The organism is Microbulbifer sp., from assembly GCF_051659245.1.
In the GTDB taxonomy this organism is placed as follows: Bacteria; Pseudomonadota; Gammaproteobacteria; order Pseudomonadales; family Cellvibrionaceae; genus Microbulbifer.
The window spans coordinates 1-22,228 of record NZ_JBOFOC010000012.1 but is presented as its reverse complement, the minus strand read 5'-3'; the positions used below and the strand labels follow the sequence as shown (position 1 = coordinate 22,228).

17 protein-coding genes are annotated in these 22,228 nt (G+C 60.7%); 3 read left to right on the top strand and 14 right to left on the bottom strand.

Going from position 1 to position 22,228, the window contains the following annotated elements:
• Window positions 1–34: 34 nt before the first annotated feature.
• The 7 genes from purU to ACRC0P_RS01315 form a co-directional block, all read right to left on the bottom strand.
• Window positions 35–892, bottom strand: coding sequence for a formyltetrahydrofolate deformylase (purU, locus tag ACRC0P_RS01345; RefSeq protein ID WP_438627761.1), 858 nt, complete (start codon window positions 890–892; stop codon window positions 35–37).
• Window positions 893–976: 84 nt separating this feature from the next.
• Window positions 977–2,359, bottom strand: coding sequence for an L-serine ammonia-lyase (locus ACRC0P_RS01340; protein WP_438627759.1), 1,383 nt, complete (start codon window positions 2,357–2,359; stop codon window positions 977–979).
• 22 nt (window positions 2,360–2,381) lie between these two features.
• Window positions 2,382–3,635, bottom strand: coding sequence for a serine hydroxymethyltransferase (glyA, locus tag ACRC0P_RS01335; protein ID WP_438627758.1), 1,254 nt, complete (start codon window positions 3,633–3,635; stop codon window positions 2,382–2,384).
• 29 nt (window positions 3,636–3,664) lie between these two features.
• Complete coding sequence (locus ACRC0P_RS01330; RefSeq protein ID WP_438627756.1) at window positions 3,665–4,306, bottom strand: sarcosine oxidase subunit gamma; 642 nt, start codon at window positions 4,304–4,306, stop codon at window positions 3,665–3,667.
• The gene (locus tag ACRC0P_RS01325) at window positions 4,299–7,316 is read right to left on the bottom strand and encodes a sarcosine oxidase subunit alpha (protein ID WP_438627754.1); all 3,018 of its coding nucleotides are present in this window, start codon (window positions 7,314–7,316) and stop codon (window positions 4,299–4,301) included. Before ACRC0P_RS01325 ends, ACRC0P_RS01330 begins: the two co-directional genes overlap by 8 nt.
• A complete protein-coding gene (locus tag ACRC0P_RS01320; RefSeq protein ID WP_438627752.1) occupies window positions 7,313–7,618 on the bottom strand; it encodes a sarcosine oxidase subunit delta in 306 nt (101 codons plus the stop codon). The genes ACRC0P_RS01325 and ACRC0P_RS01320 overlap by 4 nt, the downstream gene beginning before the upstream one ends.
• A 26-nt stretch (window positions 7,619–7,644) precedes the next feature.
• Window positions 7,645–8,913, bottom strand: coding sequence for a sarcosine oxidase subunit beta family protein (locus ACRC0P_RS01315; RefSeq protein ID WP_438627751.1), 1,269 nt, complete (start codon window positions 8,911–8,913; stop codon window positions 7,645–7,647).
• Between the two features lie 198 nt (window positions 8,914–9,111).
• Between ACRC0P_RS01315 and ACRC0P_RS01310 the strand changes: the two genes are divergently transcribed.
• Complete coding sequence (locus tag ACRC0P_RS01310) at window positions 9,112–10,104, top strand: GlxA family transcriptional regulator (protein ID WP_438627749.1); 993 nt, start codon at window positions 9,112–9,114, stop codon at window positions 10,102–10,104.
• A gap of 47 nt (window positions 10,105–10,151) precedes the next feature.
• Here the strand turns inward: ACRC0P_RS01310 and ACRC0P_RS01305 are convergent, their stop codons facing one another.
• From ACRC0P_RS01305 to ACRC0P_RS01285, 5 genes are read right to left on the bottom strand one after another with little or no spacing between them, the layout of a single operon-like run.
• A complete protein-coding gene (locus tag ACRC0P_RS01305) occupies window positions 10,152–10,376 on the bottom strand; it encodes a formate dehydrogenase subunit delta (protein ID WP_438627747.1) in 225 nt (74 codons plus the stop codon).
• 29 nt (window positions 10,377–10,405) lie between these two features.
• Complete coding sequence (gene fdhD, locus ACRC0P_RS01300; RefSeq protein ID WP_438627745.1) at window positions 10,406–11,254, bottom strand: formate dehydrogenase accessory sulfurtransferase FdhD; 849 nt, start codon at window positions 11,252–11,254, stop codon at window positions 10,406–10,408.
• The gene (gene fdhF, locus ACRC0P_RS01295; protein WP_438627743.1) at window positions 11,254–14,130 is read right to left on the bottom strand and encodes a formate dehydrogenase subunit alpha; all 2,877 of its coding nucleotides are present in this window, start codon (window positions 14,128–14,130) and stop codon (window positions 11,254–11,256) included. The genes fdhD and fdhF overlap by 1 nt, the downstream gene beginning before the upstream one ends.
• Entirely contained in the window at window positions 14,127–15,686 is a 1,560-nt protein-coding gene (locus ACRC0P_RS01290; protein ID WP_438627741.1) for a formate dehydrogenase beta subunit, read from the bottom strand. The genes fdhF and ACRC0P_RS01290 overlap by 4 nt, the downstream gene beginning before the upstream one ends.
• Window positions 15,687–16,211, bottom strand: a complete 525-nt coding sequence (locus ACRC0P_RS01285) for a formate dehydrogenase subunit gamma (protein ID WP_438627739.1) — start codon at window positions 16,209–16,211, stop codon at window positions 15,687–15,689.
• A gap of 95 nt (window positions 16,212–16,306) precedes the next feature.
• Between ACRC0P_RS01285 and ACRC0P_RS01280 the strand changes: the two genes are divergently transcribed.
• Complete coding sequence (locus ACRC0P_RS01280; protein WP_438627737.1) at window positions 16,307–17,386, top strand: substrate-binding domain-containing protein; 1,080 nt, start codon at window positions 16,307–16,309, stop codon at window positions 17,384–17,386.
• Window positions 17,387–17,482: 96 nt separating this feature from the next.
• On the opposite strand, the gene ACRC0P_RS01275 is transcribed toward ACRC0P_RS01280, so the two are convergent.
• Window positions 17,483–18,166, bottom strand: a complete 684-nt coding sequence (locus tag ACRC0P_RS01275; protein WP_438627735.1) for a protein-methionine-sulfoxide reductase heme-binding subunit MsrQ — start codon at window positions 18,164–18,166, stop codon at window positions 17,483–17,485.
• 3 nt (window positions 18,167–18,169) lie between these two features.
• On the bottom strand, window positions 18,170–19,177 hold the full coding sequence (msrP, locus tag ACRC0P_RS01270) for a protein-methionine-sulfoxide reductase catalytic subunit MsrP (protein WP_438627733.1): 1,008 nt from the start codon (window positions 19,175–19,177) through the stop codon (window positions 18,170–18,172).
• 647 nt (window positions 19,178–19,824) lie between these two features.
• Here msrP and ACRC0P_RS01265 point away from each other — a divergent pair.
• Window positions 19,825–21,930, top strand: a complete 2,106-nt coding sequence (locus tag ACRC0P_RS01265) for a carboxy terminal-processing peptidase (protein ID WP_438627731.1) — start codon at window positions 19,825–19,827, stop codon at window positions 21,928–21,930.
• Window positions 21,931–22,228: the final 298 nt, after the last annotated feature.

The following is a 22,228-nucleotide window of genomic DNA, read 5'->3' as shown; positions in this document are numbered from 1 at the left end:
GCCCTCAACTCGAGCGCGCGGCAAACAGGTTGTTTTACAAAACCACTGTCCGTGCTCCGTTGAGTAAGACCCGCTGTTCGATATGCAACTTAACCGCGTGCGCCAGCGTCGTAGCCTCGGTATCGTGCCCCAGTACCACCATATCCGCGGCTGTATGGGCGTGGGTGACAGGCTTGACGTCCTGCGCGATGATCGGGCCTTCATCCAGGTCCGGGGTCACATAATGCGCGGTGGCGCCGATCAACTTCACCCCGCGAGCATGGGCTTGGTGGTAAGGCTTGGCCCCTTTGAAGCTCGGTAAGAATGAGTGGTGTATATTGATGGCCTTGCCTGCAAGCTTTTGACACATATTGTCGGACAGCACCTGCATATAACGGGCGAGCACCAGCAGGTCCACCCGCTCCATTTTCATCAAGCTCAGGATCTGTGCCTCCTGTTGCGGCTTGGTTTCCTTGCTGATAGGAAAATGGTGGTAAGGGATACCGTACCACTCCACCAGTCCGCGACAGTCGTCGTGATTGGATACCACCCCGACAATGTCCGCCGGCAGCACACCGGACTTCCACTTGGTCAGAAGAACGTTCAGACAATGATCGTACTTGGAGACTGCCAGCAATAATCGGGGGCGATAATCGAGCGGCGTAATCCGGTATTCCATGTGGAATCTGTCGGCCAATTGTGCAAACTTTTCTTCAAACAGGGAAATATCCACGGACAGGAAACGGTCATCAAACACCTTGCGATAAAAGCAGGTATTATTTTGCGGGTCGGTGTAATGGGAGGAGCCGGTGACGAAAGCGCCGTTGTCAAAAAACAGCTTGGATACCTCGGCAAAGATGCCGAGTTCGTCCGGGCATTTGTAGGTCAGCACATATTGGTTTCTGTCTGTCATTGCGATAGTCCTCGGACTAAAAGACGTGTTGCACAAAACGTCGGCCTGACTGACTCCGTCGATACAGAGCTCAGTCAATCCGGATTAACACTCGATCACATTGACCGCCAGCCCTCCCAGCGAGGTCTCTTTATATTTTTCCTGCATGTCGAAACCGGTGTCGCGCATGGTCTTGATAACTTTGTCAAGGCTGACAAAATGCGAGCCATCACCACGCAATGCCATTTGTGTGGCGTTGATGGCCTTCATCGCCGCCATGGCGTTGCGCTCGATACAAGGCACCTGCACCAGCCCGGCCACCGGATCACAGGTTAGGCCCAGGTTGTGTTCCATGGCGATTTCTGCGGCGTTTTCCACCTGTGGCGGAGAACCGCCGAGCACTTCCGTCAAGCCGGCGGCAGCCATGGCGCAGGCGGAGCCCACCTCACCCTGGCAACCCACTTCGGCACCGGAAATGGAGGCATTTCTTTTGCACAGGATACCCACTGCGGACGCCGCCAGCATAAAGCGAATGACACCGTCATGAGAAAGGTCTTCACAGAAGTTCGTATAGTAGTGCAAGACCGCCGGCACGATACCTGCCGCGCCGTTGGTAGGGGCGGTCACCACCCTGCCACCGGCGGCGTTCTCCTCGTTGACGGCAAGGGCGTAGAGGTTGACCCAATCCATGGCGTTGAGAGTGGAGGCAATAATATTGTCGTTTCCACCGGCCTCCAGTTTACGATACAGCCCCGGCGCCCTTCGCTTGACATTCAAACCACCGGGCAAGTAGCCCTCATGCCTGATTCCGTTCTGCACGCACTCGCGCATGACCTCCCAGATGCCCAGGATACCGGCGCGAATCTCCGGCTCAGGACGCCAGTACTTTTCGTTTTCCATCATCAACTGACTGACTGACAGTTGATGTTTCTGACACAATTCCAGCAGCTCCTGAGCGCTGTCAAAGTGATAGGGCAAATCAACGCTTTGCGTTTCCACCTCCCCTGCCTGCGCGGTTTCCTCATCGACCACAAAACCGCCGCCGATAGAGTAATAGGTTTTGCTGTAAACAGGATCTCCTGTCTCATCCACGGCCGTCATGCGCATGCCATTGGGATGATAGGGGAGGGATTCCCCCCTGTGAAAAACCACATCCTCTTTTTCGACAAAGGCAATACTGTGTTTGCCCAATAGAGACAACTGCTGAGAATCCCGGCTGGCCGCCAACCTGGGTTCCACCGAAGCGGGATCAACCGTATCCGGGGATTCGCCCATCAATCCCAATACCACCGCCCGATCGGTTCCATGGCCCACGCCGGTGGCACTCAGGGAACCGAACAGATCGACACGAATGCGCTTGATTTGATCCAGTTTCCCACGTCCATCCAGGTCGGACACGAATTGCAGTCCCGCCCGCATGGGGCCAACGGTGTGGGAGCTGGAGGGGCCGATACCGATCTTAAAAAGATCAAATACACTGATGGACATAGTCGTTTGCTACATTGGGTTATTATTCGCGATAGACTGGGAAGTCGTTGCAGAGTTGCAGCACTTTGCTTTTGACTTCGGCAATCCTGCTCTCGTCTTCGAGGTTATCCATGATCTCGCACATCCAGCGCGCCAGTTGCCGCACCTCGGCTTCCTTGAGCCCACGGCTGGTAACCGCCGGCGTACCCACACGGATGCCACTGGTGACAAAAGGCGACTCGGGATCGTTGGGCACGGCATTTTTGTTGACGGTGATATTAGCGCGCCCCAGGGCGGCGTCAGCGTCTTTGCCGGTGATGCCCTTGTCAACCAGGTTGACCAGGAACAAGTGGTTGTCCGTGCCGTTGGAAACAATGTCAAAACCGTTGCTGATAAACTCTTCCGCCATGGCACGGCTGTTGTTCACCACTTGTTGCTGGTAAACCTTAAAGCCGGGCTCCAATGCCTCCTTAAAAGACACCGCCTTGCCGGCAATGACATGCATAAGCGGACCGCCCTGCTGACCGGGAAAGACGGCGGAATTCAGTTTCTTCTCCAGATCCGGGTTGCTCTTTGCCAGAATGAGGCCGCCGCGAGGACCGCGCAGGGTCTTGTGGGTGGTGGTGGTGACCACATCGGCGTAGGGTAAAGGCGAAGGATAGAGACCCGCCGCCACCAGACCGGCCACGTGGGCCATATCCACAAATAAATAGGCGTTGACGCTGTCGGCGATGGCGCGGAAGCGCTCCCAGTCGATCTCCCGTGAATAGGCGGAGAAGCCGGCCACAATCATCTTGGGTTTGTGCAATAAGGCCAGGGACCCCACTTCGTTGTAGTCGATCTCGCCGTTTTCATTGATGCCATATTGCGCGGCTCTGTACATCTTTCCGGAAAAACTCACCGGTGAGCCATGGGTCAGGTGGCCGCCGTGGGCCAGGCTCATGCCCAGCACCTGGTCACGGGGATTTAGCAGCGCCATATACACGGCGGCATTGGCCTGGGAACCGGAATGCGGTTGCACATTGACATAATCGGCACCGAATAGCGCTTTCGCCCGCTCAACAGCCAGGGATTCCACCCTGTCCACATGCTCACAACCGCCGTAGTAGCGTTTGCCCGGGTAACCCTCGGCATATTTGTTGGTGAGACAAGTGCCCTGGGCCTGCATCACCCGCTGGCTGGTATAGTTTTCGGAAGCGATCAGCTCGATATGTTCCTGCTGGCGGCGTTCTTCATCGACGATGGCGCTCCAGAGTTCGTCGTCATAGCCTTCAATGCGATCGTCTTTATTAAACACGTTGTGTGCTCCTTTTGTATTTGTAAAAGCTATACATCGCCCTGTTCAATACGGCTGCCGAATTCGCGGCCGGCATCCAGCAACCACGCCGCCAGGTAATCGGCAAAGCTGCGCCGGACAACCAGATCCAATGAACCGTCGGCTCTTTTACTCACCAGCGCCGTTGCTTTGGCCATTGTGGTCTGCACGCAGCGGCCCGGAGAAAAATTTCTGAGATGAAAATCGTAAACGCTGGATTTTTTCAGCACCGTTTCCACTCCGTCGCCACTGAGATTAATCAGGGTCTGGCCACCGCTCACATCCACAACGGAGAAATGCCCCTGCAGAGTCCGGCGCAAACGTGCTTCCGTGTCCGCTTCGGTACCGCCGGGAACAATAACCAGCCACTCGGTGGGCCCCAGCCAGTAGATGCTGGTATCACCGTTCGCCTCGTAATGTCCCGGCTCAGTGGGAAGCTTCACACCCAACACGGCTTCCACCCCCTCCAGGAACTGCTTATTCTCCGGATCGCCACGCAGGTTGAGATGCCCCTTCAATGCGGTCTCGCGAATCACAATACCACTGGAATCTTTCCCCTGTTCCCCACTGTCCTTTCCCAGAAAGTAATGCAGCGGAGTTTCAACGCTTACGGCGACTTCTGCAGCCGGTTTTTCCTGAACGACATCAGACATTCTGGCGCTCTCCTTTGGGGTCGTAAAAAATGGAACTGACAATTTCAGCGGCAATGGTGCGGCCGTCGGCCAGGGGACAGTGAACCACCTCACCCATTCGCTTGAGCCCGCCCTTGACCACCGCCAGGGCGATGGAATGCCCCAGGTTGGCACTGTAGTAACTGGAGGTCACGTGGCCCTGCATGTCCATGGGCAGTGGCTGATCGGGATTGGCGACAATCTGTGCGCCCTCGGGTAGCACTGCTTTGGGGTCCAGGGTTTTGAGCCCCACGAATTGCTTGCGATTCTCGCGCTGGCAATCGCTGCGTTGCAGTGAGCGTTTGCCGATAAAGCTGAAAGGCTTGTCGTTCTTCACCACCCAGTTCATGTTCATATCCTGGGGGGTCATGGAACCATCGGTATCCTGGCCGGCAATAATGAAGCCCTTTTCCGCCCGCAGGACATGCATGGTTTCCGTGCCATAGGGTGTGATGCCGAACTCCTTGCCCGCCTCGATCAGTTTCTCCCAGACGTGGCGGCCGTAATGGGCGGGCACATGCACTTCAAAGGACAACTCACCGGTAAAGCTGATGCGAAACACCCGCGCCTTGACACCGGCCACCGTGCAGTCGCGCCAGTCCATAAATTTGAAGGCGTCGTTGGAAAGGTCGATATCTTCACAGACCTTTTCGATGACCTTGCGAGCGTTGGGGCCGGTGACCGTGGCCGTGGCCCAGTGGTCGGTGACCGAGGTGAAGTACACTTCCAGTTCCGGCCATTCGGTCTGTTGCCACAGCTCCAGCCAGGCCAGTACGCCGGCTGCACCACCGGTGGTGGTAAACATCAGGTAGTGATTTTCGCCGAGGCACGCGGTGACCCCGTCATCAAAGATCATGCCGTCTTCTTTTAACATAATGCCGTAACGGCACTTGCCGGGGGCCAGCTTCATAAAGGCGTTGGTGTAGATGCGGGTGATAAACTCCGCCGCGTCCGGACCCTGAATGTCGATCTTGCCCAGAGTCGAGGCATCCAGAATCCCCACGCTGTTACGCACCGCCAGACACTCACGGTTGACCGCGTCCTGCATGGTCTCCCCGGTTTTGGGGTAATACCAGGGGCGCTTCCACTGACCGACGTTCTCCCACTCGGCACCCTGCTCCAGATGCCAGCGATGCATGGCGGTGTAGCGCTCGGGATCAAAGAGCTCCCCGACGTCCCGACCGGCGATGGCACCGAAGGTGGTGGGTGTATAGGAAGGCCGGAAGATGGTGGTACCGGTTTCCGGAATGCCCTGCCCCAGCGCCTTGGCCAGAATTGCCATGCCGTTGATATTACCCAGTTTTCCCTGATCGGTTCCGAAGCCCATGGCGGTGTAGCGCTTGACGTGCTCCACCGACTCGTAGCCCTCGCGGGCGGCCAGTTCGATACCGGCGGCGGTAACATCCAACTGGAAGTCCACGAACTGGCCGGGCGCGCGGCTGGTGCGCTTGGTGTGAGGCACCAGGAACAGCGCCTGCTGGGGCTCTTGCGGAAGCTCCCGGGTATCGGGCACAACAAAGCTGATCTTGCCGTCGCCGAACCCCGCCCGATGCGCGGCTTCGACTCCGGCGTAAGCGCCCTCCTGCAAACAGCCCGCCAGGGTATAGGTGCCTTTGGCCGCTCCGGCGGAACGCTCCCGCTGTTTGGATTCGCCGGGCAAAAAGCCCACCACCTCGTCGCTCCAACGGGGCTTGGCACCGGTGTGGGAGCTGAGGTGTATCGCCGGACTCCAGCCACCGGAACAGGCGATCAGGTCGCAGTCCAATTGACGGGTCGAACCGATGACGGCCGTGCCCTCTGTATTGAGTGGTGCAATGACTGCACCCTTCACGCGCTTTTTGCCCAGTGTTTCTATGACGCCGTGCCCACCGATGACTTCGATGCCCAATGCCGCGGTGGCTTTTACCAGTGCCCCGGATGGGTTCGCACGGGAGTCGACTACGGCCACCACTCTGCGGCCACTCCTGTGCCAATCGATAGCCGTCTGGTAAGCGTTGTCGTTCGTGGTGAACAACACCAGTTTATTGCCGGGAGCCACGCCGTAGCGATTGACGTAGGCAGACACCGACGAAGCCAGCATCACGCCCGGCACATCGTTGTTGGCGAACACCAGCGGCCGCTCTATAGCTCCGGTGGCCAATACCACCTCGCCGGCACGCACCCGGTGCAAACGCTGGCGGGCACCCGCCGCCGAAGAGAGACCCAAATGATCGGTGCGGCGCTCCAGAATCGCCAGGAAATTGTGGTCGTAGTAGCCGAACACTGTACTCCGCGGCAGTAATTGCACGTTGTCGAGGCTGCGCAATTCGGCCACTGCGCCGGCAATCCAATCCGCCGCGGCTTGATCGTCGAGGGTTTCCGTCGACGCCAGCAGACTGCCGCCGAACTCGTTCTGCTCGTCGGCGATGATCACCCGCGCACCGGTGCGCGCCGCCTCGCGCGCGGCCATCAGGCCCGCCGGTCCCGCGCCCACCACCAGCACGTCACAGTGCTGGTTGAGCTTATCGTAGATGTCCGGATCGGCCTCCGCGGGCGCCCTGCCCAGGCCCGCCGCCTTGCGGATATAGTGCTCGTAGGTCATCCACAGTTTCTTCGGGCGCATGAAGGTCTTGTAGTAAAACCCCGGCGGCATCAAACGCCCCAGCGCTCCCATAACCCCCATCACATCGAAGTCGACGCTGGGCCAGCCGCCGACGCTGCAGGCTTCCAGCCCTTCGTACAGTTCCACCTGGGTGGCCCGCAGATTGGGCACGGTCTGCGCGTCGCGTCCCAACTGCACGATGGCGTTGGGCTCTTCGGCGCCGTGACCGACAATGCCGCGGGGACGACCGTATTTGAAGCTGCGCCCCACCACGTCGATGCCATTGGCGAGCAGGGCCGCGGCCAGCGTATCGCCGGCGAAACCCTGATAGCGCTTACCGTTAAAAGTAAAGTGGATCGGTTTGGCGCGATTGATGCGCCCGCCTGCGGCGATTCGGTTTGCCTGCATCATTGCGCTTCTCCAGTTTTAACGGCTTCACTGACTCGGGGTTGCGCACCCATGGGATAGGTTTCCAGAATTTCGTAACTCACCGTATTGCGGGTGACATTGAAATAGCGCCGGCAACCCGCCACGTGGTACCACATCTCGTGGTGAATGCCGCGGGGGTTCTTGCGGAAAAACAGGTAGTCTCCCCACTGCTCATCGGACAGGGCTTCGGGGTCCAATGGGCGCTGGATATGGGCTTCCCCGCTGTAGCTGAACTCCTCTTCCTCGCGCGTTTCCTGACAGTAGGGGCAGTAAATTTGAAACATGGCAGCTTCTCCGTATCGTCAGGGTATCAGTGGGCCACACCGGCGGCGCCGTGCTCATCGATCAGCGCGCCGCTGTAGAAGCGGTCGATGGTAAACGCCTCCGCCAGGGGATGGGGCCGGTCGTTGGCCACGGTATCGGCGAACACGTACCCGGAGCCGGGCGTGGATTTGAAGCCGCCGGTCCCCCAGCCGCAGTTGAAATACAGCCCTTGTACAGGCGTTTTGCTGATGACCGGGCAGGCGTCCGGACAGGTGTCCACGATACCGCCCCACTGTCGGTTCATACGCACACGGCTGAACATGGGGAACAGCTCACAGATGGCCTGCAGTGTGTGTTCGATCACGTGAAAGGAGCCGCGCTGGCCGTAACCGTTGTAGCTGTCCGCCCCGGCCCCGATCACCAGGTCGCCCTTGTCGGACTGGCTGATATAACCGTGAACCGCATTGGACATGACCACGGTGTCCAGGCACGGCCTCAAAGGCTCGGAGACCAGCGCCTGCAGCGGACGCGACTCGATCGGCAGCCTCAGTCCCGCCATGGCCGCCAGCGCCCCCGAATTGCCCGAGGCCACACAGGCCACCTTGCGCGCCCCGATAAAACCCCGGGTGGTTTCAACGCCCTCCACGGCGCCGTTGCGGCGGCGGATACCGGTGACTTCCGCCTGCTGAATCAAATCCACACCCAGGGCGTCGGCGCCGCGGGCATAGCCCCAGGCCACCGCATCGTGCCGGGCGACGCCGGCGCGGGGCTGCCAGGAGGCACCGAGTACCGGATAGCGGCTGCTTGGCGAGCAGTTCAGCAGTGGTACGATTTCCTGTACTTCAGACGTCGTCAACGCGAAACTGTCGATGCCGTTGAGTCGATTGGCGTTTACCCGCCGTTCGATATCGCGCATGTCCTGCAGGGTGTGGCCCAGGTTGAGCACGCCGCGCTGGCTGAACATGACGTTGAAATTGAGCTCCTGACTCAGGTTCTCCCACATTTTCATGGCGAATTCGTAGAGGTGGGCCGCCTCGTCCCAGAGGTAGTTGGAGCGGATAATGGTTGTATTTCGGGCGGTGTTGCCGCCGCCCAGATAGCCCTTCTCGACCACAGCGACATTGGTAATGCCATGGACTTTGGCCAGGTAGTAGGCCGTTGCCAGCCCGTGACCGCCACCGCCCACAATGACCACGTCATAGTCAGGTTTGGGTTCAGGGCTGCGCCAGGCGCGCTGCCAGTTCTCGTGGTAGCTCAGTGCGTTCTTAATCAGGCCCAAGCCGGAGTAGCGGCTCTTGGCGGAAAAAGGCTTCATAGAGGGGCACCCTGTGACGGTGGTTGGTAGATAGCCATTTGAGCAATTCACGGGTTTTGGCGATAGAAAAAAACTGTCGACTTTGATGTATAGGAGCGACATAATCATGTCGCTTCCATACAAGAAATGACGCCTATCTATTAGAATATACGCGCCACCAGTTGTAGACTATTTCTCCTGATCCATTCATACGACCCAATGCCGACCATCGATAAAGTTCCAGCAGCCACCCCTTCCCATCTCTCCGTAGGCTTTGTGCTGCTGCCCCACTTCACCCTCTCCCCTTTCGCCGCCTTTATCGACGCTCTGCGCCTGGCCGCCGACGAGGGTGACCAGAGTCGACAGATCAATTGTCAATGGACGGTCATGGGCAGCAGTCTTGACAATATCGCCTCCAGTTGCGGGGTTAACGTGCAGCCCTGGGAAACCTTTCGCGATCCGGATGAATTCGACTATATCGTGGTGGTCGGCGGCCTGCTCCACCGGGGCCCTACTGTCAGCCAACCGGTGATTGACTATCTGCAACAGGCCGCAACAAAACATGTAACCCTGGTGGGGTTGTGCACCGGTTCTTTTGCCCTGATTCGCGCCGGACTGATGAACGGGCGACGCTGTTGTGTCAGCTGGTTTCACTACAGAGACCTGTTGGCCGAATTCACGGGCGTGATCCCCGTTGCCGACCAGCTCTATGTCGATGACGGCGACCGCATCACCTGTGCCGGCGGCACGGTCAGCGCCGACCTGGCGGCCGCCATTATCGAGCGCCACCTGGGTCTGAGTTGGGCACGCAAAAGCCTGCGTATACTGGTAATGGATCAGCCGAGACCGGCCAACGCGCCGCAGCCCCAACCCGCAGCCAACGATTACGTGGTGGAAAACAAATGGGTAAAACGGGCACTCTTACTGCTGGAGCAGAATATGAGCCGCCCCCTGTCCACGGAAGAAATTGCCACTCGTTTAAATCTGTCCAAGCGTCAGCTGGAGCGGCTCTTTCTCAACGAAACCGGCGAGAGTCTGCAGAGACTGTATCGCAATATCCGCTTGCGTTACGGCCTTTGGTTGTTACAGAACTCCGAACGCTCCATCACCGATATCGCCCAGGAATGTGGTTTTGCGGATGCGGCACACTTTTCCCGGGCATTTCGTACTGAATTTGACAAGAAGCCCACCGAATGCCGGCAGGCTCATTAGGGGCAGGAGCAGTTCGGGGCTTAACTTAGTGCCATTCTGAACAGACTCTAAATCCGGCTGATTCGCTCCACCGCCCGCCGGGCGAGGGGATCGAGTCCTTCACCCCCGCTGTGCAGGTGCCCGATAATCTGCGCCTTCATGCGGCGCGCCCAGAAGCGGCTCAGGTGATTCGCCACTGCCTCAAGCGCCTCCTCATCGGCCTTGCCGTGATCCAGGTTGGCGGCAATCTGGTTGGCCATGCGAACCAGATGTTCCAGTTTTTCAGTACTCATGGTGTCCGTTGCTCCAATGTTCAATCGGATCAGGTATAGATGACATGGCGGTTGGTGCGGGCGAAGCCGATCAGGGTCATACCGGCCTCCCGGGCCAGCTGGATCGCCAGGGAAGTGGGAGCCGACAAAGCCACCAGCAGATTGACGCCGACCTGGCTGGCCTTTTGAACCATCTCATAGCTGGCGCGGCTGGAAACCAGCACGAAGCCTTCCGCCGGATTCATCGCCGCAGCGCCGCCAGGCCGCTGCAACACCCCGATCAGCTTGTCCAGGGCGTTGTGACGGCCCACGTCCTCGCGCACCAGTTGAATATGGCCGTCACGCTCGCACCAGGCCGCGGCGTGTACTGCACCGGTCAACCCCTGGAGGGCCTGCCGCGCGGTCAGCGTCTCCAGCGCCCGCTGAATGGCGGCATTTTTGAATTCATGCCGGGCCCCGGGCCGGCGCTTCCCCGCCCCGGGTACCGGCCGGATCGCCTGCTCTAGGGATTCGGCCCCGCAGAGTCCACACCCGGTGCGACCGGTCAGGTTGCGCCGCCGCTGCTTGAGTTCGGCGAAACGACGGGACGAGATGGTCATGGCGATTTCAATCCCTTCGGCGCGCTCGTTCAACACCAGATCGCGAAGTTCGCCGGGCCCTTGCAAAATGCCCTCGCTGAGACTGAAACCCAGGGCCAGATCCTCCAGGTCGCAGGGGGTGGCCATCATCACCGCATGGGAGACACCGTTGTATACCAGTGCAACGGCGCACTCCTCGGCCACCTCATCGCGGCGCCGCCTCAGCGCCCCCTGCTCCCAGCATTGCACCGTCACCGGCCGGTGCCCCTGAGGCGAATCGCCCGCTGCGGTCATCGGGTACAGTGGCACCCGGCCGTTCATCACTCGCCCCCCACCGCGGCCTTGCGCTGGCGCAGCAGGCCCAGTTGTTGCTCCGTGAATGAGCTGTGGCGCCGCTGCCAGTCGGAGGGCTGATTGACCTTGCTTACCTGCACTGCCGTCACCTTGTACTCGGGGCAGTTGGTAGCCCAGTCGGAGTTGTCGGTGGTAATCACGTTGGCGCCGCTGGCCGGGTGGTGGAAGGTGGTGTACACCACCCCCGGTTGCACCCGTTCGGTGATCCTGGCACGCAGCACCGTCTGGCCCACCCGGCTCTGGATGCCGACCCAGTCACCGTCGTGGATGCCGCGGTCCTCGGCGTCCACCGGATGCAGTTCCAGCACATCCTCCTGGTGCCAGGCCACATTGGCGGTACGACGGGTCTGGGCCCCCACATTGTATTGGCTCAGAATCCGACCGGTGGTCAGCAACAGTGGGAAGCGCCGGTTCACTTTTTCTTCCGTCGCCACATACTCCGTCACCACGAAATGGCCCTTGCCGCGCACGAATTCGTCCGCATGCATGATGGGCGTGCCCGCAGGGGTTTCGTCATTACAGGGCCACTGGATACTGCCCAGTTCATCGAGCCGCCGGTAGCTCACGCCCTTGAAGGTGGGCGTGAGGCGGGCGATCTCGTCCATGATCTCGGACGGATGCCGGTAATCCATCTCGTAGCCCAGCGCGCGGGCCAGCGCTACGGTCGCCTCCCAATCCTCCTTGCCGCCCAGCGGCGGCATCACCTTGCGCACCGGCGAGATGCGGCGCTCGGCGTTGGTGAAGGTGCCGTTTTTCTCCAGGAAGGAAGCCCCCGGCAGGAACACGTGGGCGAATTTCGCCGTTTCGTTGAGGAAGATATCCTGCACGATCAGGCATTCCAGGGACGACAGCGCCGCTTCCACGTGCTGGGTATTGGGGTCGGACTGGGCGATGTCCTCGCCCTGGCAGTACAACGCCTTGAAGGTGCCTTCGATGGCGGCGTCGAACATATTGGGAATCCGCAGTCCCGGCTCGCTGTCCAGTTGCACCCCCCAGGCGGCTTCGAACAGTGCGCGGGTAGCGTCGTCGGAAACATGCCGATAGCCGGGCAGTTCGTGGGGGAAGGACCCCATGTCACAGGAGCCCTGCACGTTGTTCTGGCCCCGCAGCGGGTTCACCCCGACACCGTCGCGGCCGATGTTGCCGGTGGCCATGGCCAGGTTGGCGATCCCCATCACCATGGTGGAGCCCTGGCTGTGCTCGGTCACCCCCAGGCCGTAGTAAATGGCGGCGTCGCCGGCGCGGGCATAGAGACGCGCGGCGGCGCGCAGCTCGGCGGCGGGGATACCGGTTACGGACTCGGTGTGCTCCGGCGAGTGACGTTCCTCGCTGACAAAAGCGCGCCACTGTTCGTAGGCGGGCTGTTCGCAGCGCTCGGCAATGAACGCCTTGTCCTCCAGTCCCTCGGTGACGACCACATGGGCCATGGCGTTGATAAAGGCCACGTTGGTGCCGGGCCGTAGCTTCAGGTGATGGCTGGCCTGCACGTGCGGGCTCTTCACCAGATCGATCCGGCGCGGGTCCACCACGATCAGTTTCGCGCCTTCGCGCAACCGGCGTTTCATCTGGGAGCCGAACACCGGGTGCCCGTCGGTGGGGTTGGCACCGATTACTACAATCACATCGGATTTGAGCACCGAGTCGAACGGTTGCGTACCGGCGGATTCGCCCAGGGTGGTTTTCAAGCCGTAACCGGTGGGCGAGTGGCACACGCGGGCGCAGGTATCGACATTGTTGTTGCCGAACACCGCGCGCACCAGCTTCTGCACCAGATAGGTCTCTTCGTTGGTGCAGCGCGACGAGGTGATGCCCCCGATACTCTCGCGGCCGTATTGCTGCTGAATCTGCCTGAGCCTGTCGGCGGCGAAGCCGATCGCCTCCTCCCAGGATACTTCGCGCCAGGGCCGATCGATGGACTCGCGGATCATCGGCCGGGTAATGCGATCCCGATGAGTCGCATAACCGAAGGCGAAGCGTCCTTTCACGCAGGAGTGGCCGTGATTGGCCTGCCCGTTCTTGTAGGGCGTCATGCGCACCACTTCGCTGCCTTTCATCTCCGCCTTGAAGGCACAGCCCACCCCGCAGTAGGCGCAGGTGGTGACCACACTGTGTTCCGGCTGGCCCCGCTCGATGACGCTGCTCTCCATCAGGGTGGCGGTGGGGCAGGCCTGCACGCAGGCACCGCAGGACACGCACTCGGAGTCCATGAACGCCTCGTTCTGGCCGGGGGACACCTTCGAGTCGAAACCGCGCCCGTCGATGGTCAGGGCGAAGGTCCCCTGCACCTCCTCACAGGCGCGCACACAGCGGGAACAGACGATGCACTTGCCGGGGTCGAAGGTGAAATACGGGTTGGAGGTATCCTTCTCCGCCCCCAGGTGATTCTCGCCGTCGAAACCGTAACGCACTTCCCGCAGGCCCACCGCCCCCGCCATATCCTGCAGTTCGCAGTCGCCGTTGGCGGCACAGGTCAGGCAGTCCAACGGGTGATCGGAGATATACAGCTCCATTACATTGCGGCGCAACCGGGCCAGCTTGTCATTCTGGGAATGCACCACCATGCCTTCGGCCACCGGGGTGGTGCAGGAGGCGGGCAATCCGCGGCGCCCCTCGATCTCCACCGCGCACAGGCGGCAGGAGCCGAAGGCTTCCAGGTTATCGCTGGCGCAGAGTTTGGGGATCTGGATGTTCGCCTCGGCAGCGGCGCGCAGAACGGAGGTGCCTTCCGGCACCGTCACCTCGAAGCCATCGATACTGAGGGTGACCTGTTTTTCCGACACCCGCGCCGGGGTGCCGAAATCTTTCTCTTTCAAATCGACAGAGGGATTGAAATATTGAATCATGGCGTTTCTCCGCAGGCTTCCGGGCGCTCCAGGTCTTCGGCAAAGTGGTCGACGACGCTCATCACCGGAAAGGGCGTCATGCCACCCATTGCACACAGGGAGCCATCGATCATGGTGTCACAGAGGTCCTTCAACAGCTCGATATTGGCCGCGCGGTTCTCGTTGCGGCGAATGCGGTCGATCACCTCCACGCCGCGGGTGGAACCGATGCGGCAGGGCGTGCACTTGCCACAGGACTCCACGGCACAAAACTCCATGGAGAATCGGGCCTGCTCCGCCATGTCCACGGTGTCGTCGAACACCACTACCCCGCCGTGCCCGAGCACGGCGCCGGCCTCGGTAAACGCCTCGTAGTCCAGCGGCGTATCCCACTGGGATTCCGGCAGATACGCCCCCAGGGGACCGCCCACCTGCACCGCCCGCATGGGGCGGCCATTGGCGGTACCGCCACCGAAATCCTCCAACAGCTGCCGCAGGGTCAGGCCGAAGGCCAGTTCCACCAGGCCACCGCGCCGGATGTTCCCCGCCAACTGTATCGGCAATGTGCCGCGGGAGCGACCCATACCGAAATCCTGGTAGAAGTGCCCCCCTCTTTCGAGAATCATCGGCACCGCCGCCAACGACAATACGTTGTTGACCACGGTGGGCTGTCCGAACAACCCCTTGATGGCCGGCAGCGGTGGCTTGGCGCGCACCAGACCGCGCCGGCCTTCCAGACTCTCCAGCAGGGAGGTCTCCTCACCGCAGATATAGGCGCCGGCACCGAGCCGGACTTCCAGGTCGAACACCCTGCCGCTGCCGCGGATGTCGGCCCCCAGAAACCCGGCCTCATAGGCCAGCGCGATGGCCTCATTCAATACCTGGTGGGCGTGGGGATACTCGGAACGCAGATAAATGTAGCCCCGGGTGGCCCCCACCGCGAGCCCGGCAATGGTCATGCCCTCGATCAGCACGAAGGGGTCGCCTTCCATGATCATGCGGTCGGCGAAGGTTCCGGAGTCCCCTTCGTCGGCATTGCAGACGATATATTTCTGTTCGGCCGGGGTGTCCAGCACCGTCTGCCACTTGATGCCGGTGGGGAAAGCCGCCCCGCCCCGGCCCCGCAGGCCGGAGGTTTTCACCTCGTCGACGATGGCCTGCGCCGTCAACTCCAGCGCGCGAGAGAGCCCCAGGTAACCATCGTGGGCCCGGTAGTCATCCAGCGATACCGGGTCGATCACGCCCACCCGGGCGAAGGTCAGGCGCTGCTGTCTCTGCAGAAAAGGGATTTCCCCGGTCGGCCCCAGGCAGGTCCGGTGGCCTTCATCGCCCGAAAGGAAGCCAGCGTCGAACAGATCGGACACTTCTCCGGGTTTGACCGGGCCATAGGCCACCCGCCCCCGGTCGGTTTCCACCTCCACCATAGGCTCCAGCCAGTAGAGCCCCCGGGAGCCGTTGCGCACGATCCGCACATCCTCCCCCCGCCGCGCCGCCTCGGCTGCGATGGCCCGCGCCACCCGTTCTGCGCCCACCGCCAGGGCACCGGAGTCGCGGGGAACAAACACTCTGATACTCATTTATTTCACCTCCACTGCGACCGTTTGACACTCGTCCAGCAGGTCATCGAACGCCTGTGAGTCCATGCGCCCGAAGATCTCGTCCCCCAATCGAATGGACGGCGAGCAGGCACAGTTACCCAGGCAGTACACCGGCTCCAGGCTGAACTCGCCATCCGGGGTTGTCTGGTGGTAATCGATACCCAGGCGCCGTTTGACGTGGGCCTCCAAGTGGCGTGCGCCCATGGCCTGGCAGGATTCGGCGCGGCAGACCTCTACCCGATGGCGACCCGGCGGCGAGGTGCGGAAATGGTGGTAGAAGCTGATCACCCCGTGCACCTCCGCGCGGGAGAGGTTCAAGCGCTCGGCGATCAGCGTCACCGAGTCGGGGGGGATGTACCCCAAGCCATCCTGAATGCCGTGCAGAACCGGCAGCAGGGCACCGGGCTTGTCTTTCAACTGATCGATGATCTCGGCGACCGCCCGGCGGTCCCATTCGGTGTCGCGGCGCATGCTGCCCTCGCTTTCCCGGCTCAAAATATGCAAAAACTTGCATATACGCGGTTTTTATAGGGTTTGTTGTAGGATAATGACGCTATGTACATTACCATCAGCGTTTACATCAAAAAATATGCATTTTTATGCCTATTGGAAAAATACAAATCACCCCCGCCTGGACCTTCAGCGACGACGACGGCAACCGGCTGGACCCCCAGCTTTTTCCGCTGTTGCGGGCCCTGCACAAGCAGGGAAAACTGACGGCGGCGACGCGCCAGGTGGGCATTTCCTACCGCCACGGGTGGAATTTGCTGAATAAATGGTCGGCGTTCTTCGGCCACCCCCTGGTGGAACTACAAAAGGGGCGCGGCGCTTCCCTGACGGCCCTGGGCGAGAAGCTGCTGTGGGCGGAACAGCGGGTCAAGGCCCGCCTGGGTCCGCAACTGGAAAACCTCGCATCGGAGCTCAACCTGGCACTGCACCAGGCATTGACGGACATCAATCCGGTCTTGCGCCTGCACGCCAGTCACGGCTATGCCGTGGCGCTGCTGCCGGAGTTCGCCCGCGAATTTCAACTGGACCTGCAGTACAAAAGTGCGGTCGACGCCCTGGCCGCCTTAAATCGCGGCGCCTGCGACATCGCCGGGTTCCACGTACCGACCGAAGTGATCAGCGACACCCAGATGGAGGCCTACGGCCGCTACCTGAAGCCGCGCACCCAGCGTATCCTCGGCTTCATCGAGCGCCGTCAGGGCTTGATGGTCAAAGCGGACGACCCCGGATCGATTCGCGGTATTGCAGATCTGGCCAGGCCGGGGGTGCGCTTTATCAATCGCCAGAAAGACTCGGGCACCCGCTCCCTGTTGGACGAACTGTTGCGCCGCGAAGGTGTGCCCGCGGATCGCATCGCGGGCTATGACGACGAGGAATTCACCCACTCCGCGGTGGCCGCGTTTGTGGCGGCGGGAATGGCGGATGTGGGCTTCGGAGTGGAAGCGGCGGCGCGCCAGTTCAGTCTCGACTTCCTGCCCTTGACCACCGAACGCTACCTGATGGTCTGCCACCAACGCACCCTGGAGCAGGATGCCGCGCGGCTTTTCCTGGCGATGATCCGCAGCGCGCCATTTCACCAGGCCGTGGGAAAGCTGCCGGGCTACAAATCCACTCACTGCGGCGAGATTCTGCAGATGGACACGGTCTTGCCCTGGCTGGCGCGCCGCTGAGCGACACCCGGCCAAGACTCAGAGTGCGGTAGGGTGCGGCGCGCGCACCATTGGCCGGAACGGTGCGCACGGCGCACCCTACGACTGCGGGGGCCTTTATTCGCCTGCAGGGCAGGCTCCCACAGCGCCCCGATCCGGACTTCGAAAACTCAGCAACCATTTATACACTTTGATGCGACGCCAGAGCAGCAACAGCAGCGCCACCGCCAAGTACACCGCCGGCTCCATCCAGCCGCTCTTTACCGACCACCAGAAATGCCAGCAGCCCAAAAGCAGGACCACATAGGCAAAGCCGTGGAGCTTTTTCCAGTGTCTCCCCATCAGCCGCATCAGCTTTGGAATCGAGGTAAGCGCCAGAGCCAGCAGCAGTACCCAGGCCATAAAGCCCAGCAGAATATAGGTGCGCTCTATCAGCTCGCCGCCAATCAGGGACCAGTCAAAAGCGAGATCCAGGGCCAGCCAACTGGTAAAATGCAGTGAGGCCCAGGTAAAACACCATAACCCCAGCGGGCGGCGCAACCGGTTCAATTGGCCGGTGGACAGCCACCGGGCCAGCGGGGAAACCAGCAGAGTCAGTATCAGCAATCGCAGGGTGCCGATGCCCAGGAAATGTATCAGCTCCTTTACCGGATCGCCGCCCATCAACCCCGCGTTTACCGCATAGAAGAGCCACAGCAGCGGCAGCGCCGAGCCGATATGCGCCGTGACCTGCAAAATAATCGCCAGGGTTTTGCGAAACCGGAGCGGCCGGATTCCGGATTGCTGTTCGAGAACGGCCATACGCTAAAAGTATTTTCTCAAGTTCATTTGTGAGTACAGGGACGCCACCTGGTCGCCGTAGCCATTGAACGGCAGTGTTTCCTGCCGGGTGACCGACAGCGGGCCGCCCGGGCCGATAAACCGCTCCGTGGCCTGGGACCACCTGGGGTGGTCCACCGCGGGATTGACATTGGCATAAAACCCATACTCGTTCGGGGCCAGGATATTCCAGGTGGTGGGCGGCATCTTTTCCAGCAACCGTATTTTGACGATGGACTTGATTCCCTTGAAGCCGTATTTCCAGGGCACCACCAGCCTGATCGGGGCGCCGTTCTGGGGTGGCAGGGTCTTACCGTACAAGCCGACGGTCAGAATAGTCAGGGGATTCATCGCTTCGTCTATGCGCAGTCCCTCGACGTAGGGGTAATCGATACCCCCGCCCAGGTACCGGCTTTTTTGTCCCGGCATCTGCCCGGGATCGTACAGTGTTTCAAAGGCGACGTATTTCGCCCGGCTGGTGGGCTCGAAACGCTGGAGGAATTTGCCCAGTTCAAAGCCGATCCAGGGGATCACCATGGACCAGGCCTCCACGCAGCGCATGCGGTAAACACGCTCCTCCAGCTGCGATTCGGACATCAACTGCCACACATCCACTTTGCCCGGCTTGGCGACCTCCCCTTCGACGGTCAGCGTCCAGGGCTCCACCTTCAGCGACTGGCTGTTGCGGGCCGGGTCTGTCTTGCCGGTGCCGAATTCGTAGAAGTTGTTGTGATTGATGGCCTTGGCTTCTGGTGTCAGGGTCAGTGAGGGCCCGGGAGAGTGCGGACTGAATTGCAACGCCTTGCGCTCGGCCGCCTCCCGCTCTTCAGAATCCGATGACAGGAAATCGAGCAAACCGGCGTAAGCACCGCCCGCGGCCAGCATGCCGCCGAGGCCGATGCCTTTTAACAGCGTGCGGCGATTCAGGTAGGCGGTCTCGGAAGTGGCACTCCCCTCCGCCAGATCCCCCCGCTTCTTGGTCTTTATCAACATAGACAGATTACTCCGCCAGTTCCGCGCCCGGGTTATTTCGATAGACACAATCGACGTTGTGACAAAGTAGGTTGTGGAAAGTTGGAATCAGCTTCCCCAAATCCGCTATCGGGCCGGCTTCCCGGTACTTCCGGGCCGCACAGCGGCGATAATACGTTTGTCTGGCACCAGGGCCATTTTCTTACACAATTGCCCTGCGCCGCCCCCGGCGGAACCCAGCCCGAGGGTTTTCCGTACCTTCAAGGCGCTGGCGGAAACCGCACCACATTCAAGTTGAGCGGCCGCTCGTCGCGCGAGGCGCGACCCGGGGAGGACTGTCTAGCTCCCGAGCCTATCCCGGGCCTTCTGACCAAGCGGCAAATTACCGTCATATCAAAAGCTTACTGTAACAATTTAAAGTAAAAACTATTGAGCAGCCCGGCTTCGCGTCGATCAACTCGCAAACCGTGGTACGCAAGAGCAAATCGCCGCCGGGAAAGGGAATTCTATTCCCCCGAAGGCTCTTTGGGGGCATCAACTGTCCCGAATTGGACTCATTTCATGCCTTTTGGAGCTTTGTGCCTTTATACTTGTCCTAAGCTATATCTCGCCGCCGCCACTCCGGGCGCTGGCGAACTGTGAAGTAGGACGTATTAAAGAGACCCTCTATGCTGACCAATCGGATCGCCGCCCTGTTTTCCGGCCTCTTAATCCTCACCCTGACCCTGCTGCCCGTGGCCACCCTGGCCGAAGCGGATGCCCTGCAACCGGAGGAGGACCAGGGCAGTACCGCCCGGGAGATCGTCGGCAAACTCGAGATGCTGCACTACAACAAGCTGAAACTCGGCGACGAGATGTCCGAGAAGCTATGGGACGAATATATTGAGGCCCTGGACCCCACCAAGAGCTATTTCCTGGCTTCCGACATCAACGAGTTCCGCCAGTGGCGCACCAAGCTGGACGACGAATTACGCACCGGCCAGGTAAACCACGGTTTCGAGATCTACAACCGCTACCGCCTGCGGGTAACCGATCGCCTGAACAATATCCTTTCCCAACTGGATAAGGGCCTGCCCGAGTTCGACTTCGACAGAGACGAATCCCTGGAGGTGGACCGCGAGGACAGTCGGTGGCCCGCCTCCATCAGCGCCGCCGACGAACTGTGGCGCAAGCGCCTCAAATCCAGTGTGCTCAACCTGCGCCTCGCCGGCAAAGACGATGAGGAGATCCGCGACCTGCTCACCCGCCGCTACACCGGCCAGCTGAAGCGGGTGAAGCAGCAGAGCAGCGACGACGTGTTCGAGCTCTATATGAACTCACTCACCCGCCTGTACGATCCCCACAGCAACTACCTGTCGCCGCGCTCGCTGGAAAACTTCAACATGAGCATGTCCCTCTCCCTGGAGGGCATCGGCGCCGTGCTGCAGATGGAGGATGAATATACCAAGGTGGCCCGCCTTGTCGCCGGTGGTCCCGCGGATCGCACCGGCAAACTCAAACCCAACGACAAGATCGTCGCCGTGGGCCAGGACAAGGAAGGCGAGATGGTCGACGTTGTCGGCTGGCGCCTGGATGACGTGGTGGAACTGATTCGCGGCGCCGCCGGCACCTATGTTCGCCTGGAGACAATCCCCACGGGCGGCGACGGCAGCCACCGGACCATCCTGATCAAGCGCAGCAAAGTGAAGCTCGAGGACCAGGCGGCGAAAAAGGCGATTTTCGAATTCTCCGACGGAGAGAAGAACTACAAGATAGGCGTGATCAACCTGCCGACCTTCTATATCGATTTCGAGGCCTATCGCCGCCGCGATCCGAACTACAAGAGCACCACCCGCGATGTGGCCAGGCTGCTCAACGAGCTGGAAGAGGAGAACGTCGATGGCGTGATCCTGGACCTGCGCAACAACGGTGGCGGCTCCCTGCAGGAGGCCACCATGCTCACCGACCTGTTTATCGACCAGGGCCCGGTAGTGCAGATCCGGCATGCCAACGAGCAGATCTCCCGCCATAACCGCTCCCGCTCCCGCGCCATGTATCGCGGGCCGCTGATGGTGCTGATCAACCGTCTGTCCGCCTCCGCCTCGGAAATTTTTGCCGGTGCCATCCAGGACTACAACCGCGGCCTGGTGGTGGGCAACCAGTCCTTCGGTAAGGGCACCGTGCAGACCATGGCGCCGCTCAAGGAGGGCCAGCTGAAGATCACCCAATCCAAGTTCTACCGGGTATCCGGCGACAGCACCCAGCATGCCGGGGTGACCCCGGACATTCCCATGCCGCAACTGATCGATACCGAGAGCGTGGGTGAGAGCGCCTACGATACCGCCCTGCCCTGGGATCGCATCCACGCCGTGCCACACGCCAAGTACTTCGACCTGAAGGAACTGCTGCCGGCGTTGGTCAGCAAACACAATCAGCGCACCGCGACCGATCCGGATTTTGTTTTCCTGCGCGAACAGTTCCGGTTCGAGCGGGAGCGGGCCGACCAGGAGTCCATTTCCCTCAACGAAAAGGCGCGGGAAGAAGAGCGCGAAGCGCTGAACGAACGGCTGCTCACCATGGAAAACCGCCGCCGCAACGCCAAGGGGCTGGAGCCCTACGAGAGCTTTGAGGCCCTGGAGGAAAGCGAATCGGACGACGTCGCCGCCCTGGGTGGCGACGTGGAAATCAAGCTGGAAGACGATCCGATCCTGAACGAGGCCGGTTACATCATGGCGGACTTTATCGGCCTGAACAAAAAGGCCTCCAAGGCGCCACCGCAGGTGGCGAATTTCTGAAAAGACGGGACTCGGGACTCGGGACTCGGGACTCGGAAAAATAGTAGAGTGGATAAGCTCCAAACGCATCCACCAACCAAGGCGGCGGATGCGCCAAGGCTTATCCGCCCTACAAATTCTTGAACAACAATCGCGGTCCACGGCCGCCAGGATTTTTTTTTTTGGGTCCTCAGCGGAATCTGTGGGTTTGAAACCCGCTCAATAGGGGCTCCGCCCCTAGCCGCTAGGGCTTACCCCGCCCTCGCCGGGAGGCAGGTGGGTGGTGCCCACCCACCTGCTTGAGGGTGTTGGCCGGCAT

Coding starts and splice junctions, on each gene's coding strand:
- ACRC0P_RS01275 (WP_438627735.1), bottom strand. CDS start 18,166: ATGGCCGTTCTCGAACAGCAATCCGGAATCCGGCCGCTCCGGTTTCGC.
- ACRC0P_RS01310 (WP_438627749.1), top strand. CDS start 9,112: ATGCCGACCATCGATAAAGTTCCAGCAGCCACCCCTTCCCATCTCTCC.
- ACRC0P_RS01280 (WP_438627737.1), top strand. CDS start 16,307: ATGCCTATTGGAAAAATACAAATCACCCCCGCCTGGACCTTCAGCGAC.
- ACRC0P_RS01265 (WP_438627731.1), top strand. CDS start 19,825: ATGCTGACCAATCGGATCGCCGCCCTGTTTTCCGGCCTCTTAATCCTC.
- ACRC0P_RS01290 (WP_438627741.1), bottom strand. CDS start 15,686: ATGAGTATCAGAGTGTTTGTTCCCCGCGACTCCGGTGCCCTGGCGGTG.
- fdhF (WP_438627743.1), bottom strand. CDS start 14,130: ATGATTCAATATTTCAATCCCTCTGTCGATTTGAAAGAGAAAGATTTC.
- msrP (WP_438627733.1), bottom strand. CDS start 19,177: ATGTTGATAAAGACCAAGAAGCGGGGGGATCTGGCGGAGGGGAGTGCC.
- ACRC0P_RS01340 (WP_438627759.1), bottom strand. CDS start 2,359: ATGTCCATCAGTGTATTTGATCTTTTTAAGATCGGTATCGGCCCCTCC.
- ACRC0P_RS01305 (WP_438627747.1), bottom strand. CDS start 10,376: ATGAGTACTGAAAAACTGGAACATCTGGTTCGCATGGCCAACCAGATT.
- ACRC0P_RS01330 (WP_438627756.1), bottom strand. CDS start 4,306: ATGTCTGATGTCGTTCAGGAAAAACCGGCTGCAGAAGTCGCCGTAAGC.
- ACRC0P_RS01325 (WP_438627754.1), bottom strand. CDS start 7,316: ATGATGCAGGCAAACCGAATCGCCGCAGGCGGGCGCATCAATCGCGCC.
- fdhD (WP_438627745.1), bottom strand. CDS start 11,254: ATGAACGGCCGGGTGCCACTGTACCCGATGACCGCAGCGGGCGATTCG.
- ACRC0P_RS01320 (WP_438627752.1), bottom strand. CDS start 7,618: ATGTTTCAAATTTACTGCCCCTACTGTCAGGAAACGCGCGAGGAAGAG.
- purU (WP_438627761.1), bottom strand. CDS start 892: ATGACAGACAGAAACCAATATGTGCTGACCTACAAATGCCCGGACGAA.
- ACRC0P_RS01315 (WP_438627751.1), bottom strand. CDS start 8,913: ATGAAGCCTTTTTCCGCCAAGAGCCGCTACTCCGGCTTGGGCCTGATT.